Source organism: Ahniella affigens, from assembly GCF_003015185.1.
Lineage (GTDB): Bacteria > Pseudomonadota > Gammaproteobacteria > Xanthomonadales > Ahniellaceae > Ahniella > Ahniella affigens.
Genome location: NZ_CP027860.1, coordinates 2082427 through 2097978, shown reverse-complemented (window position 1 = coordinate 2097978; position 15552 = coordinate 2082427). Strand labels below are relative to the sequence as shown.

Annotated in this window: 11 protein-coding genes; 4 read left to right on the top strand and 7 right to left on the bottom strand. The window is 58.8% G+C overall.

Translation table 11 applies throughout. From position 1 onward, the window contains the following. Positions 1 to 2 precede the first annotated feature (2 nt). The 7 genes from C7S18_RS08085 to C7S18_RS08055 all read right to left on the bottom strand — a co-directional run bounded on the left by C7S18_RS08085 (position 3) and on the right by C7S18_RS08055 (position 11419). The gene (locus C7S18_RS08085) at positions 3 to 4448 is read right to left on the bottom strand and encodes a non-ribosomal peptide synthetase (RefSeq protein WP_106891076.1); all 4446 of its coding nucleotides are present in this window, start codon (positions 4446 to 4448) and stop codon (positions 3 to 5) included. Then, the gene (locus C7S18_RS08080) at positions 4445 to 5392 is read right to left on the bottom strand and encodes a TauD/TfdA family dioxygenase (RefSeq protein WP_206208000.1); all 948 of its coding nucleotides are present in this window, start codon (positions 5390 to 5392) and stop codon (positions 4445 to 4447) included. The genes C7S18_RS08085 and C7S18_RS08080 overlap by 4 nt, the downstream gene beginning before the upstream one ends. A 64-nt stretch (positions 5393 to 5456) precedes the next feature. Continuing rightward, positions 5457 to 6686, bottom strand: a complete 1230-nt coding sequence (locus tag C7S18_RS08075; protein ID WP_106891074.1) for a cytochrome P450 — start codon at positions 6684 to 6686, stop codon at positions 5457 to 5459. Positions 6687 to 6713: 27 nt separating this feature from the next. Continuing rightward, positions 6714 to 7943, bottom strand: coding sequence for an ABC transporter permease (locus C7S18_RS08070; RefSeq protein WP_106891073.1), 1230 nt, complete (start codon positions 7941 to 7943; stop codon positions 6714 to 6716). A gap of 7 nt (positions 7944 to 7950) precedes the next feature. Continuing rightward, the gene (locus C7S18_RS08065) at positions 7951 to 9318 is read right to left on the bottom strand and encodes an ABC transporter permease (RefSeq protein ID WP_170113171.1); all 1368 of its coding nucleotides are present in this window, start codon (positions 9316 to 9318) and stop codon (positions 7951 to 7953) included. Between the two features lie 10 nt (positions 9319 to 9328). Beyond that, entirely contained in the window at positions 9329 to 10078 is a 750-nt protein-coding gene (locus tag C7S18_RS08060; protein WP_106893967.1) for an ABC transporter ATP-binding protein, read from the bottom strand. 72 nt (positions 10079 to 10150) lie between these two features. Then, positions 10151 to 11419: an efflux RND transporter periplasmic adaptor subunit gene (locus C7S18_RS08055; protein WP_106891071.1), complete on the bottom strand. Its 1269-nt coding sequence runs from the start codon at positions 11417 to 11419 to the stop codon at positions 10151 to 10153. 1085 nt (positions 11420 to 12504) lie between these two features. On the opposite strand from C7S18_RS08055, the gene C7S18_RS08045 reads away from it, so the two are divergent. From C7S18_RS08045 to C7S18_RS08030, 4 genes are all read left to right on the top strand, one after another. Next, a complete protein-coding gene (locus C7S18_RS08045) occupies positions 12505 to 13449 on the top strand; it encodes an ABC transporter ATP-binding protein (protein WP_106891069.1) in 945 nt (314 codons plus the stop codon). Further along, the gene (locus C7S18_RS08040; RefSeq protein WP_106891068.1) at positions 13442 to 14212 is read left to right on the top strand and encodes an ABC transporter permease; all 771 of its coding nucleotides are present in this window, start codon (positions 13442 to 13444) and stop codon (positions 14210 to 14212) included. The genes C7S18_RS08045 and C7S18_RS08040 overlap by 8 nt, the downstream gene beginning before the upstream one ends. Before the next feature lie 123 nt (positions 14213 to 14335). Further along, complete coding sequence (locus C7S18_RS08035) at positions 14336 to 14548, top strand: MbtH family protein (RefSeq protein WP_106891067.1); 213 nt, start codon at positions 14336 to 14338, stop codon at positions 14546 to 14548. Positions 14549 to 14766: 218 nt separating this feature from the next. Next, positions 14767 to 15540, top strand: coding sequence for a thioesterase II family protein (locus C7S18_RS08030; RefSeq protein ID WP_106891066.1), 774 nt, complete (start codon positions 14767 to 14769; stop codon positions 15538 to 15540). Positions 15541 to 15552 lie beyond the last annotated feature (12 nt).

Genomic DNA, 15552 nt, shown 5'->3' with positions numbered 1-15552 from the left:
GCTCATACCACCTCGCTCAGTTCGGACATCAGCGCATCGAGATCGTCCTGCCCCAGATTCAGATCGGGGACGTCGGATGGCGTCAGCGCGCCAACTGCGGTGCTGCACGCATCAATGAGTGCGTGCAAGGCATGCTCGAACCGCGCAAAGAGCTGATCGATCACCGCCTCCGGAACGCGTGCTGGCTGGTAAATCAGATTGCAAACCAACTGATCGCCAAACTGCATGGCGAGCATTTCGAGCGCGAACAATCGGCGTTGACCAAACGCGCGTGTGCCCGTCTGCACCGCCTGGAGTGCTTGTGCCATCGCGTCACTGGCATCACCGCCGCTGGCGGCAACACGGCCGAGATAGTTGAAACACAACTCCGGTTCCGACACCGCAACGCGTGCCCCCTGAGCCGCCAAAAACAGGCTTTGACAGTAGCCGGAGCCATTTCCTGGTACGGTCCGAATTTGTTCCTTCACGGCCATAATCAGCTCGGCCGTCACGCCGCGTGTCGTGAAATCGTTCGGTAGCGTCAGCAACAAGGGGAACATCGCCGTGAACCAGCCCACCGTGCGATCACAACCGGGCAGCCCCTCGTCATCGCGACCATGTCCTTCCAACATGATGCCGATCGACTCTGATTGGCTCCATGGCGACATCGCAACTAACAGCGCTGCGAGCAGAAAATCCTGTGTATTGGTGTTGAAACGCGAATGCACATCACCACTCAGCGCCCTGGCAAGGGTCGCCGGCACCAAGACATGTCGACTGCGCGCGCCACCTACCCGATCCTCGGCAGACGCCAACGGCAAACGTGGCACACGGTTTAGCGTGCGCTGCCAGTAAGCCAGCTCGGCGTCTCTTCCAGGCGTGCTCAGGGCCAAGACCGCCTGTTCGGCGACCTGCTTCATCGAGGCCGTCTTCATCGGCAACGCTGCGGCCGGAGCGCGCAACAGCAGCCGGAGATCTTCCTCGATGACTTGCCATGAGAACGTATCGACGAGCAAGTGGTGGGCAATCATCAGCAACTTGCTGTTCGCACCGCCTGAGTCGACGATCAGTACGAAACGAACCAACGGCGCCTCGGTCAGATCGAAGCTCGAATGATGCTTGCTGGCAATCTCGGCCAGCCCCGACGCGTCTGCATCGTCCTGTGCCAGCACGTGCACGTCCAGGCAGCGATCAACCAGCTCAGGACTCACTGGCAGGAAGCGTTGCTGCCAACTGCCCTCCGCGCTCTGTTCGAAACACACGCGCAATCCATCGTGATGCGCCAGCAGTCGCGCCACGATTGGGCGCAAATCAGCGAGCTGGATCGTTGCGGCCAGATCCAGCAGACTGGCTTGGTTGTACTGCTGCGGGTCCACGTCCACCAACGCAAAGAACCGCGCCTGGATGGCGGTCAATGGCGCCGTTCCAACGACCTCACCCTGCTCACTCATCGGAGATTCGTGCTCATGTTGCACGACTTCTGAAAGGCGGGCGATGGTCTGTTGTTCGAATACTTGCTTCGGGCGGAAAAAGTATCCGGCCTGCCGCGCCCGCGCGACCAGCTGAATGGCTACGATGGAATCCGCACCAACCGAGAAGAAGTTGTCGTCCACGCCGATTCGTTCATTGCCGAGCAGCTCGCGACAGATCCTGAGCAACGTTGCCTCAACCGCGTTTGCCGCATTCCGGCTGACGACTGGCGCTGAGTCCGGGTCTGGCAGCATCCGTCGATCCAGCTTGCCGTTCGCATTCAGCGGCAATCGATCCAGCCACACCCAGGCAGTCGGAACCATGTGTTCCGGCAAGCGGGCGGCTAGGCTGGCGCGCAGTTCGGTCTCCATCGCGCTCGTTCCGGCGACATACGCAACCAAGCGTGTCGTATGTCCGCCATTGGCGGCCACGACCGCGCATTCGCTGACCGATTTTGAGGCTTTGATCGCTGACTCGATCTCACCGAGTTCGATTCGATGGCCGCGCAGCTTGACTTGATGATCGGCGCGGCCAAGAAAGCACAGTTCGCCCTTCCCGTTCCAGCGCGCACGGTCGCCGCTAACGTAAAGGCGTGCCCCAGGCTCGTTCGCATACGGGTTGGGAATGAATTTCGCAGCCGTTTCGGCGGGTTGGCCAAAGTAGCCCATTGCCAAACTGCTTCCGGCCAAATACACGTCGCCTTCCAAACCGACCGGAGTGAGACGCAAGCCACCATCCAAGACGTAGGCCTCACAATTCCCGAGGGGCCTTCCGAGCGGAACGCCAAAACCGGCGCCGCGCGCCGTGAGCTCGGTATTGCAGATCACGCCGATGGTCGTCTCGGTCGGTCCATAATGATTGAGCACGCGAAGCCCAGGCGCAAGCTCTTGGACTCGCGACACCAACTCCCAATTCAAAGCTTCACCACCAAACACCAGGCACTTGCGCGGCAACACCCGCTCTGGACGATCGATTGCCAACAGCGCCTGCAAGTGCGATGGCACGATCTTCAGGCAATCCACCGGCGCTGAAGCCAACGCATCTGCGAGCGCTGCGGCATCCAGGCTCAGCGACTCATCAAGCAGCCGTAGACAACGACCCAGGCCCAAGGCGCCGAATACGGCGGTATAGCCAAGGTCGGCGGCCACGGTCGACAAGGCGCAGAGCGACTCATACTGACTGAGGCCAGCCCGTTCTTCGATCGCCCCGATGTAGTTCATCAGCGCTCGGTGTGGGACGGCAACGCCCTTGGGTGTACCGGTCGATCCCGACGTAAAAATAAGGTAGGCAACTTGCTCCGGCGGTACCGCAATGACGAGCGGCGTCGACGCCATACCGGCAATGTGATGGGCGTCGCGCTCAAGGTCGATCAACGGCACCTCGGTGTCCAATTCGCTGACGCGATCAAGCGCTGACGAATCGGTCGTGACCAACGAAATATTGGCGCTGGCGACGACCGTCGCAATCCGTTTCGCCGGCAGCGTGGGATCAATCGGCACATAGGCCGCGCCGAGCTTGAGGACTGCGAGAAGCGTCGCAACTTGCAACGCTGTACGCGGCATGCAAATGCCGACATGTTGACCTGCCCGAACCCCCTCCTCTTGCAGCAGACGGGCAATCTGATTCGTCCACTGATCCAAACCAGCATAGGTCAATCGAACTGAGCCGGCATGCAGCGCCGGCGCGTCTGGATGAGTCGCGCAGACGCGGCGAAATTGGGATACAAAATCGCAGGCCATGCTCGGCACGCTCGGGCCGCGGCTCTTACCAATCAACCAGTCGGCATCGCCGTCGGTCAACCATGCAAGCGTGTTGATCGATTCGGTCGGCGCCCGGCGTGCTGCCGCCAGAAGATTGAGAAACTGCCGGCTAAGCCACCGAACGTCGTCGTGCTCGTATCGCCAAGAATCGTAGGTGATCCGAATCACCCGACTTGGGCCTTCGCCGACAATCGACAGGCGCAACGCTTCGTTGCCACTGTCGTTTCGCAACACTTCGCACGCGCCAAGAGTGGCGGCGTAACTGAATCCGAATCGCCAACCTCGCGTTGTGCCCGATCCCTTTGACTCTGGGTCAGCGAAGAACAGGCAATTGGCATTGCTCGACTGCAACTGCTCCCGAACCTGTTGGCGCCCCCATAGCAAACCGCCGTGACTGCTGGCAGCTACTGGGACATTCATGGTTACCGGGCCAATCGTTGCCTGAACTCCGGCGATTTCGCGCGGACTGACGGCGCAACTGATGATCTTCGCCGAGCCAAAGTGGCGCTCCAGCAGTTGCTGCCAGCACACCAGGAGACTGGCTTCATCGGCTTCATTGAGCATCGGATCGAGCAGCGCCGACTCATTCAGCCGGTGCACTCGTCGTGCAGCGGGATTGACGTCGCAGCGGTAGTCAGGCCACAGATCCTGCTGTGCCGTCCAATAGTCCCGCTCACTCTGATGTTCAGCGGCGGTCTGGAGAATGTCTCGAAAGGCCAGCAAATCTGCGTAGGGCAACGCGAGATCGGGCTCAGGCAGCTCGTGGTTGACCAGACTCTCGGCAATGAGCTGCAGTGAGGCCAAGTCCAAGCACCATGTGGGTGCGGCCAGCAGCAGTTGATACTGATTCCCCGACCACAGAAGTATGTCAATCTGCAACGGACAAGAGCCGGCGCCAGCGCGATCTTCCGCAATCTGCGCAACCTGCCGCGCGGCCAGGTCGCGAGTGCGACCTGGCGCGAGATCGAGACCTTGGTCCCGACAGTCGTGAACAACCATCTTGGGTAACCGCGCTGAATTGGCCACGTCACCAAGACTGTCAGCCGCGCCCATTCCAAGCGGCTGGGCGTCCATCAGCTGACGCAACACACTGACCGCCGCAGACTGCGAAAACGGTCCGTTGACCAGCCGACTGCATTGCACGACGCCAGCATAGGCTGTCTGGCCTTCCAACACCGACGCATCGTTGGCTTGCATTACAGGTGCGTCACCCTGAACAGGTTCATGCAGCGTCGTCATACCATCCCCACGACAATTTTGCGGGCACCGGTGAAAGGCCTACGACCGTGTGCAACCAGGACGTTGTCCAGCAACAGAATGTCGCCCACTTGCCAGGGTGCAGCGATGGTTTCGGCAGCGTAGGCGGCGCGAATTTGTGCCAAGTCGCTGTCACTGATCGGGCTGCCATCTCCGAAGTAGGCATTGCGCGGGTAATCACGCTCATCCATCGATCCGGCCAGCGCAGCACGAACTGTGGGGTGAAGCGCTGAGACATGAAACAAGTGCGCCTGGTTGAACCACACCGGTTCGCTCGTGATGGGATGGGCCAGCGTCGCCTGGGCGACTTCGCGGGTCCGGAGGCGATCGCCCCCGAGCCACTCCCATTGAATTCCCGCCGCAACGCATTGCGCCACAACCGACTCCCGGTCCGTCGTCTGAAACACGGTTTGCCACGGGAGGTCGAGCCCATCATAGTTGCGGACATACATCACGCCATGCTGCTCGAATCGTGCCCGAACGGCATCGGGAATCCGCTGAAGCACGCGTCGGGAATCCGCAATCGGCGTCTCGCCGCCGGTGTCGCTCGCTTTCACACAGTAAAACAGGATTCGCTCAGCCCACGCACTGGTATAGGCGTTTTCGTTATGCAATTCGATGTGTTGATCGGCCGGGTACTCGGTGGACGAATAGATGCGGCCGCGTACCTCCGACCGGGGCGTCGACTGATTCCGATACTCAAGCGGTTCGCGGCCAAGGCCTTCGGTCATCAAGCGCTCAAAGTGCGCGAGACCGTTGATTCGCCAACCGCGGAACAGTACGCCACCAATCGTGTGCAAGTGCCTGCCCAGTGTCTCCCGCTCTGCTTTTACCCAAGCGACGATGTCAGTGTCCCGGCGCGGTGGCCCGACTACCACTGGCAACTCGTGCTGTCCCCCAGACAGGGCGTTCATCACCGCACTCATTCTATTCTCCCAAAACATTCCGCGAACCGAGCCTCGTCAACCACATCTCTGCCCCACGCCGCCTTCACCATTCTGCCGGCAGTGTCTTCAATCCACGCAAGGTGTATGTCGACAACCAGTTCGGCGGCGTCCTCCGCAAGCGCAACGTCGGGAGCCTGCGTTCAAGCGCCTCGATCGCGCCCTTCAGCTCCATCGTTGCCAGGCGGGCACCAATGCAGTAGTGCGCGCCCCCGCCAAACGTGAGGTGCGTGGGCGCCGGCCGTTGCAGGTCGAGAATCTCAGGATTCTGGTAGCGCACCGGATCGCGATTCGCGGCGCCAAACAGCGGCAGCACCAGCTCGCCCTGACGAATCATCGTCTCGCCAACTAAGACGTCCTCCATCGCGTAGTGCACGTGTGCCGTCTGAACTGACGTGTCAAAACGAATCAGTTCCTCGACCGCATTGTCGATCAGGGCGGGATTGGCCCGCAGCACCTGCAACTGATCCGGATGCGAATACAGCGCATAGAGCGCATTCGAAATCAGGTTCTGAGTACTCTGGTGACCGGCAAAGAACATGAAAAACATGTGCGCGGTGATGCAGTCCAGCGTCAACTCCGGATCGTCGGCCTGGAACCGAACCAAGTCACTGGTGAAGTCGTCTGTTGGCGCCTTGCGCTTTCGTTCGCACAACTCCTCGAAGTACTGAATGATCACGCGAATCTTCTTCGTCGCAGAAGCCATGGTCGCCGGATTCACCGGGACGATGTCGAGCAAACCCGGATCCGGCACGATCGAGTTCTCGACAAACATCGAGCGCTCGCCTTCGGGAATCCCCAACATTTCGCAGATCACCAGCGCCGTCAACGGAAACGTGTAATCGGCGACCAAATCAATTTGCTGACTCTGCGCCACGCGGTCGATCAACACGTCGCAGAAGCGCCGGATCGGCTGCTCCATCCGAAGCATGCGCGCACTGCTGATCGCCCGGACCATGTGTTTTCGCAATCGCGTATGTTCAGGCGGATTGTGATTGACAATCCAATGCCTGATCACCTGCGTCGAATAGTCCTGCAATCCAGCCTCGCCATACATCGAGATGGTGCCGGCATCGAAGTCGCGCTTGAAGCGCTTGTCCTTGATGATTTGCAGAACATCGTCGTAGCGTGTCGCGATGAGCAATCCATAGCCAGAACGATGGATCGGATCGTGCTCGCGGAGGAGTCGCAAAACGGGGTACGGATTGTCCTTGAAGCGCTTGGAGAGCGGGTCAAAGACCATGGACTCGGTCGTTCTGGCGGAAGCGGTTTGCATAGGCGTGTCCCGAAGTCTCAATCCCAATCAAGCCGACCGCGTTGCGAGCGCTGGCGGCACGCGACTGGCGCGGAGCGAAGGCAGGAAGGCGGCAAAGAGGCCCAGGACCCACAGGAACACGATTCCCGGCGCGATCATTGAAAAATCGACTTTGGCAGCGCCAAGGCCTTGAACCAGGACGATGTTCAACATGTAGGTCAACAGCACGCCGACGATCAAGCCTGCGGTGGTCATCAGCCAATTTTCGATCAGAAAGTTGGTCACGACTTGAGTCTTGGTAGAACCGATCGCGCGGCGAACGCCAATCTCCCGCGTGCGCTTCGCGACCGTGAACGTCGTCTGCCCGTAGCAACCAAGTGCGGTGACCAACAGCAACAGCACACAGACAGCCGTCAGCACGGTGACGGTGGACATCGCGACACTCAACGTGCGCTTCTTGATTTCGACAAGCCCCTCGACCGTAATCATCGATTCCGGATTGGCCTCATAGAGCCGCTGCTCTGCCAGCATCGCCACCTCATCCAACTGCATGGGGTCGACGCGGAGCAGATACCGCGACATCGGTTGCGCGCGCACGCCTGGCACAATCATCGACATCTCGACGTTGCTCCAAAGCGGATGCAGACCAGGCAAGCGCTTGACGACGCCAACGATCGTGAGCAGTCGATCGCCGATTGTGATCTGTTGATTGAGCGCGTTGCCGTCTGGGAAGAGCTTGTCCGAGAGCGCTTGGGCGATGATCACCACGGGCGCGCCTTCACTCAGATTGGGATCCGAGCTCCACTGAATCTCGGCATCCGAGAAATCGCGTCCACTCACCAGTTCCAGGCCGAGCGTCTTGAGAAACGAACGATCGCCGATATAGAAAGTGCCAGACAGGGCCGTCTCGCTGTCGCGCTCCAGGCGAACTGCCCGCACCGGCGCTGCGTCGCTGAGCGGAAAGCCGTTGGTCACGCTGACCTCACGCACCCCCGGAATTTGCTTCAGCAGGTCCATGTCGCGCAGGATGCGATCACGATGAAGCGCTTCGGCGCCTGTTGCGGGCGCCTGACCTTCACTGTCGAACCACTCGTTCGTCAGTGCCAGAAGCTCTGACTCGGGGATCCCCATAGGTTGGGCAATCGCGGCGCGATAGCCATCACTGGCAGCGAACACATTGACCAGCACCGCAAGCGTCAGCGCGACCTGAAAGACCGTAAGAAGCGCCGAACTGCGATTGCGCAACAGTGCGCGAAGTATGACTGGGAGCTCGTTCATGTTGATCCTATTGCGTCTTCAGGCCGATTGCTGGTGATACACGACAAGCTTTCAGCGCCGGGTAGATGCCGGCGGCCGCGCCACCAACGAGCGCCAACAGCACTGCCGTCACGGCCATGGGTAGATCCATCTGCCAGAATCCGCTGCCGTCGCCGCTGTTGACGCTTCCAACTGCCAGCGCAGAACTGTGTTCGAACATGCTGCGCGAGATATCCAGTCCAACCAGCCCGATAGCGACGCCGGCCAGACCGCCGACGATGGCGATCAGGCACACTTCGATCAAATACTGCACGAAGATGTCCGACTGTGCCGCGCCCAACGCGCGCATCAAACTCACCCGGCTCTGACCCCGGACGAATTTCGTCAACAGCAAATTGACTGTATTGAAGAGACACACGGCGTAGAACAGCAGCGTCACTACAATCAGCGCCGCGACACCGCCAGCGTCACGGGAATCTTTCATCGTGTAATCGAGCCACGCCCCCACATCATCCAAGCGGTTGTTGATGGGGCGCGGAAAGCGACCTAGCGCTTTCTGGGCGACGACATACTCATCGAGCCACGTCCGATAAGCGTCTGCCGACGCACGATCCGGGAGTTCGACCCAGTATTGGGCAAACACAATCTCGGTTGTCGTGAAAAGCTGCTCGAAGTTGGCGTAGCTCAGCGCACTCGGTAGGACGAGCGGCGAGCGCCAAAACGTTGGCACCAAGTTCAGTTGGAACATCAACGACATCGGCACGAAGATCTCCTCGACCTCCGCGAACGGGTTCTGCATGTCGTAAAAAACGGGCGTGAGCTCCCAAGGCGCGAGCACGCCGACCACGGTCAATGGGCGGCCACTGACGGTTACCTGGCGTCCGACACTATCCGTGGTACCGAACAATTTCTGACTCAAACCAGCGCCAATCACGACAACGGATTCCTGATTCGCATCGGCACGGGCGTCCCAGCCGCTACCCGCGAGAAACGGCGGATCGAACATCTCGAAGAAGCCGCTCTCGGTGACTCGCGCCGCCAACTTGAACGGACGCGCGCCCTGCCCTTCGGGCTTGATCACCGCTTCTGCCGCGAACATCCCGGCACGGGCCACCGGCTGCGTCGCACTGGCCAAGTTCTTGACATCCTGCAGCGTCAAGACTGAGGGCGGATCATTGGGCTCACGGAACGGACGCTCGGCATTCCAGTTGTCGAGGCTGACCCGAAACAGTCGGTCACCCCGGTCCGGAACCGGATTGGCGTTCATATGGTGAAAGACCGTCATCATCGGAATCGATACACCGATTCCCACCGCCACTGTCGCAGCGGCCAGCAATGACAGGATCGGGGTTCGCCGAATGCTATTCAGCGCCGAACTCAACAGAAAACCAAACATGAGCCGACTCCTAAGCCAACTCGACTGCGGCATTCGATCGTGGTGCGGCCGCTGCCGGCCGCTTGCTCGCGGCACTGGCGTTGTCGGATTTACTCAGATCCTCTTGCAATTTCCCGTCACGAATGACAACCCGGCGGGCCGCCTTCTTGGCATGCTCGACATCGTGCGTCACCATCATGATGGTCGTTCCGCTCTGGTTGATCTCGTGGAGCAGACCCATGATCTGCTCGGACATGCCGGAATCAAGATTGCCCGTTGGTTCGTCGGCAAGAATCAGCTTGGGTTCACCTGCAATCGCTCGCGCAATCGCCACACGTTGCTGCTGGCCGCCGGACAGCTGGGCCGGAAAATGCTGAGCCCGGTTCGACAAACCCACCGTTGCCAATGCCTTGGTCGATTGTGCCCGACGTTCGCTTGCCTTCATGCCACGAATCCGCAGCGGCAGTTCGATATTGTCGATGACAGATAGATCGGGCAGTAGGTTGAATCCCTGAAATATGAAGCCGATGAGTTCGCTGCGGCATTGCGAGCGTTGCCGATCGTTCAGACTGCTGACGTCTTTGCCGTTCAGCGTGTAGGTACCCGAGTCGGGCGATTCCAGTAGGCCTGCAACATTCAGCAAGGTCGTCTTGCCGGAACCAGACGGGCCGGTCAACGCGACGAACTCTCCCTCCGCCACGTGCAGGTCGATAGACGAAAGCGCGCGCGTTTCGACGGTCGAGGTGACATAGGACTTGACGATTTGCGACATGACTAGCACGGAATACTCCTGATGCGTGATGCGGTTGGTTCGAGCTGATGGCAATGGACGGTCTGAAGGGGGTAATGCGCACTAGCGCAGCAGTACCTTGCTCGCGTTCTCAAAGACCTGGGTGTTCGAAATCACGACTCGGTCGCCAGGTTTCAGGCCACTGAGGACCTCGACTTCTGACGTACCGATCGCCCCAAGGCTGATCGGAACGGCGCGGGCCTGGTTGCCGTCGACCACATAGGCGACCTTGCCACCGCCCGCCTCGAGAAACGGACCACGAGCCAATTTGACGGTGTCGTCAATCGTCCGAAAAAAGATCTTGAGCGACACGCGCTGGTTCTGCTTCAGGTCGCCTTCCGGCTTCTCAACAAACTTGGCACGGGCTTCAATGGCATTAGCGATGACTTCCGCAGACATGGAGGTGATCTCGCCGCGATATGGGCGTCCTTCGTAAGTAATCACCGTCGCCAAGCCCACCGTCAGGTCTTTCGCATAGCCTTCAGGGACTTGAATCAGGACACCGTAGGCAGTCAGATCAACCACGGTCATCACGGCTTGATTGGGGGTCACCGAGTCCTGGTCCGCAACCAGCACCGTACCAATCTGCCCAGAGATCGGCGCGCGTACAGTGAGTTCGTCGACTTGCCGACGGAAGTCTTCCGTCAGTACGCGTTGCTGCTTGATCTCAAGTTCTCTGGATCGCAGTTCAAACTCGAGGCGCTCAGCGAGCAACTTGTTTGACGCCTCGACACTGGAATCGGTGCGCTCGACAATCTCCAACTCATCTTGAACTTTCTCGAAATTCTCGCGGCTGACCGTCTGGTCGCGAAGCGCCTTCTTGTAACGCTCCAAATTGCGGCGAGCCGCCTCCAGCTTTACCAGCGACACCGATCGATTCTGTTCACCTTCAAGAACCAATTGCCGCGTTTCGAGTTCGCGCCGCGCCTGCTCGATCTCGGCCTTTACCAACGCAGTCTCGGACTGCTTGAGTTGGGTCTGCAAATCGGAATTCGCGACGATTGCCAGGACTTGGCCTTTCTGAACCATGTCGCCTGGTTTGACACTGAGGGTGACCACCCCCTCGGCCGGCGCGAACAGTGTCGGCTTGATCTCGGCAACAATCTTGCCATCAGCCGCCACGCTCTGCTCAAACGCACCGCGTTGTACTTCGGCAATTCTGACTCGGTCCATCGGATAGCTACGGTCCGTGTCACTCCAATCCCGATACGTTGGGTAGGCAAACGCTGCTGCAACCACCAATGAGCCCCCAATCAACGCCAACAGTGGAAGCTTGCTGCGAAACTGCTTGACTGGGCGCGCAATATCGGTGGTGCTTGTATCTTTGATCATGGTGAAGCAATACCAAATTTGAGTTGAGGCAAGCGCGGCGGTATGCCGTGCAACGCCGATCGATCATTTGCGCACTGACAGCGTTCTGCATCAGTCCGAGTTCCCGGCGCAAAAAGGCCCAAGAAACCCATCTTCCACTCAGTCGCTCGATTTCCCGTCGAGTTCAGGCTGCGTCACCCCAGGCTTTGCAACCCCGACTGTCAATTCGACCCGCGATTCGCCGCTTGAGCCATATCGAGCACCCGTGACTGCAATGCGCCAAAAGCGCTGGCGATTTGCAAAGCCATTGAATCCCAGTCGTCGAAATACTGTCGATCAGGTGCTGCGAACCGCGCACTTAAACCCCGGAGTGGCGCGACACGGTCGCCAAATTCCCTTTTGCCGCTGAGGCGCCAAGCGCCCATTCGCGTTACGTCAACACACTGGAACAATCGCTTGACATCACCTGCCAAATCAACAACCTGATCCGAGGCAATGCATTTATCGACTTAATGTCAGATTAGTGTAACCTTTGTGCGCAGTTAAGACCGACAACATAATTGAGACTGCGCCTACTTGTCAACTAAACAGATTGGATAATTCGTCGGCTTTGGTCATACACCTGAACGAAAACGACTTGCTGAATTCGGCGATTTCCAGCACCAATCGCGGCTTCCCGTTAAATCAGTGGCAATTGTAGTTTTCACGCGCATTATCAATGAGATACCGGGCATTCAGATAGTACCGGCACGCGTATTAACCGGGCCGCTCGCTCGGAACAAACTCGAAACATCAGTACGTTACGTTGCACTCTCGATAATTGAATCGACACACACAATGCATCTTTCTGAGATCCCTGAATATTCTTCGAAATCGACACATTAAAGTCGCAAAAATCACGTTCAATATCATGCTCTGCAGCTGAACTGATCACCACAAAATGTTTCGTCACAGTTGAATTTCCAATAGGGTTTCGGTATTCTCCCGTCGCCTCTAAGCTAGGTCATTAATCGGGGATTCCATTTACATTAGCGTATGTCACATAAGTGACAGGGCAAACTGCCCTCAGGTTTTCTCGACCGTAATGACACCAGGAGCTCGTTAAAGTGTTGCCGGAATTCGTTCTCGAAGCCGAGAATTTGCGTAAGTCGTACACCCTGCCGAATCGCCCACAGTTTTTTGCTGTCAATGACGTGTCATTGCATATCCAGCGTGGCGAAATCTACGCATTTCTTGGGCCCAATGGCGCCGGCAAGACCTCGACAATCAAAATGATCTCCGGCCTGCTTGAGCCAAGCACCGGAATCGTTCGGATTGCCGGCATGGATCCCTTCACGGATCGGCATGCGCTGGCTCAGATCGGTACGGTTCTGGAAGGGAACCGAAATCTTTACTGGCGGATGACTTGCCACGAGAACCTGATCTATTTCGGCGCGCTCAAAGGGATGAGTTTCGCCTCCGCACGTGCGCGTTCCCGCACGCTGCTCGACCGGTTCGACCTCGCCGCAAAACGCGATGCCCAGGTGCAATCCCTCTCGCGCGGCATGCAGCAGAAACTCGCAATTGCCGTAGCGCTGATGCACGAGCCGAATTTGCTGGTGCTGGATGAGCCCACGCTCGGCCTTGATGCCCACGCGTCGATCGAAGTCACCCGCCTAATAAGAGACTTGGTCGCAGATGGCGTCAGCATTCTGTTGACGACCCACCAGCTCGATGTCGCCGAGGCTCTGGCCCATCGGGTGGCCATCATGTCTTCGGGCCGCATCATCAAAGAAGCGCGCATGGCTGACTTGCTCGCCGAGTTTGCCAAGAACGTCTACGAGATTCAGTTGAGCGAACAGGTTGATGATGGCCGCATGCGCGCGCTCGAGGCGATCGGCGCGGTCACTTATCGGGAGAATTGCTTGCAGCTCGCCTGCGACCCCGTTGGCCTATACGAGGCACTTTCGATCATTCGCCCTGCACCGGTCCACTCGGTACGTCGTCACCAGAGTGATTTGACCAGCATCTTCATTGCCCTGACCCAGAAAGGGGTCGCCGCTCATGCTTAGACTATTTCTACTCGAATTCTGGCGCGTACTGCGTCTGCAGCTTCGGTATCCGCTGGAGTTCGTCAGTGGCCTGCTGATCTTGACACTGCTGTTCTACGGCTTGCTGATCGGCGCCCAGCACATGACCGGGGTCGACAGCGTGGGCGATAGCTTGAATGGCATCATCATCGGCTACGGCACGTGGATCATCGTGATCGCCGGTCTCAATCAGATTCCAACCGACATCACCGGCGAAGCCCAGCGCGGCACGCTCGAAAGCATCTTCCTGTCGACCTACCGAATCGACAGCATCTATCTCGCGCGCTCACTCGCCGGGTCGTTGCAGAATCTCGTCCTCACGTTCGGTGTGCTGCTGTTGCTGCTGTGGCTGACCGGGCGGTCGGTCCAGTTCCCGCCCTCAGCCATCCTGGCTGTCGCCACCACCATCATTGCGTCGATCAGCCTAGGCTTCTTTGCCGGTGGGTTTGCACTCCGCTTCAAGCAAGTCGGTCGCACCTTGATGCTCGCGCAGTATCCCTTGCTGTTCATGATGATGACGCCATTCGAGAACATGTCGCCTGAAATCCTGAACCTCTCAATGCTCTTGCCGGTCGTCCCAAGCGCCGTCACGTTGCGCGAACTCACCACCGCGGGCAAGCCGCTTGGGGAGACGCACATCGTCCTGGCCGCACTGAATGCAATCACTTACCTCGTCGTCAGCATGTTCTTCTTCGGGCGCTACGTGCGGTCGGTCAAAGCCAACGGTCTGCTCGGAGGCCACTGAGCGCGACTTCTGAATCCAGACTTCGGCAGCGTGCCAGACACCCGCGAAGTCAGCACCGGGCCCAGCGCCCAAACCAGCCTTGCTTCGGCAGGCAATTTCTTCAACTCCCATCGGTAAGCCACCATGTTTGACAACGAAAACACCATCTTCAAGGCCGTGATCAACCACGAAGAACAGTACTCGATCTGGCCCGCTGATCGCGAAAACCCCTTGGGCTGGCGCGATGCCGGCAAAGTGGGCACGAAGCAGGAATGCTTGGATTTCATCGCTCAGGTTTGGACCGACATGCGTCCGTTGAGCCTGCGAAAGCACATGGAATCGGTCGCGCAAGCCTGATCGCCCGAGGCATGCGAACGCATGCCGGCTCAAGGAGCCGCTGAACCGTTTCAGAGGCAATGCGGGACCAGGACGGCCCGCCCCGAAACAAGCACGCAGGTGCTTGCTTTGGCAACGCTGAGACCGGCCCCGCGCCGGCCGCAGCGTGAGTCTGAAAGTCCAGGACGGACTGATTCAGACCCTCCTTAGGTCTCATCCTCTTTCTGGAGTAAGTCAAGATGAAAGCCAGTCCCTGGTTGGTACCGACGCGGTCCAACCCTAGTGCACGTCTTCGTCTGTTTTGCTTTGCCTATGCAGGTGGCGGCGCATCCGCCTTTGCAAGCTTGGCAAGATCGCTGCCGTCGAGCGTTGAGATCTTGTCCGTCCAGCTCCCAGGCCGGGAGGGTCGCTTTCATGAATCGCCATTGACCCAGTTGCCCGAAGTCATGGACGGTGTGGCCCGCGCCGTCGGTGACGTTCTCGACAAACCCTATCTGCTCTTCGGTCATAGCCTCGGAGCGCTGATTGCGTTTGAATTGACCCGTCATTTCGCCGCTCAGGCAAGGCCATTGCCGAGTGCGTTGATTGTGTCGGGCAAGCGTGCACCGCAAATGCCTTCGCGGCGTCGGCCGTTCTCGCGTTTGCCTGACGAAGAATTCATCCAAGAAATCGCCAATTACAAAGGCACGCCGGCAAGCGTCCTTGAGAACCGCGAACTGATGGAGTTGGTGCTCCCAAGACTCCGCGCCGACGCCCGCTTGTTTGACGACTACGAATACCGCGCGAGCGGACCACTGCCCTGCCCGATTGTGGCGTTCGGCGGAACCGACGATCCGCACGTCAATCTTGACGAACTTGCGGCTTGGCGCGAGCTCACCACCACTTTTTCATCGCGGGTGTTTGAGGGCGATCACTTCTTCATTCATGGCAACCAGCACCCGGTGGCATCTGCCTTGTCGGAAGTGATCGAGTCGACGATCGCCGCCGGAAAACCGGTCCTGCGCTGCGCTTAAGAGCCTGTTGGA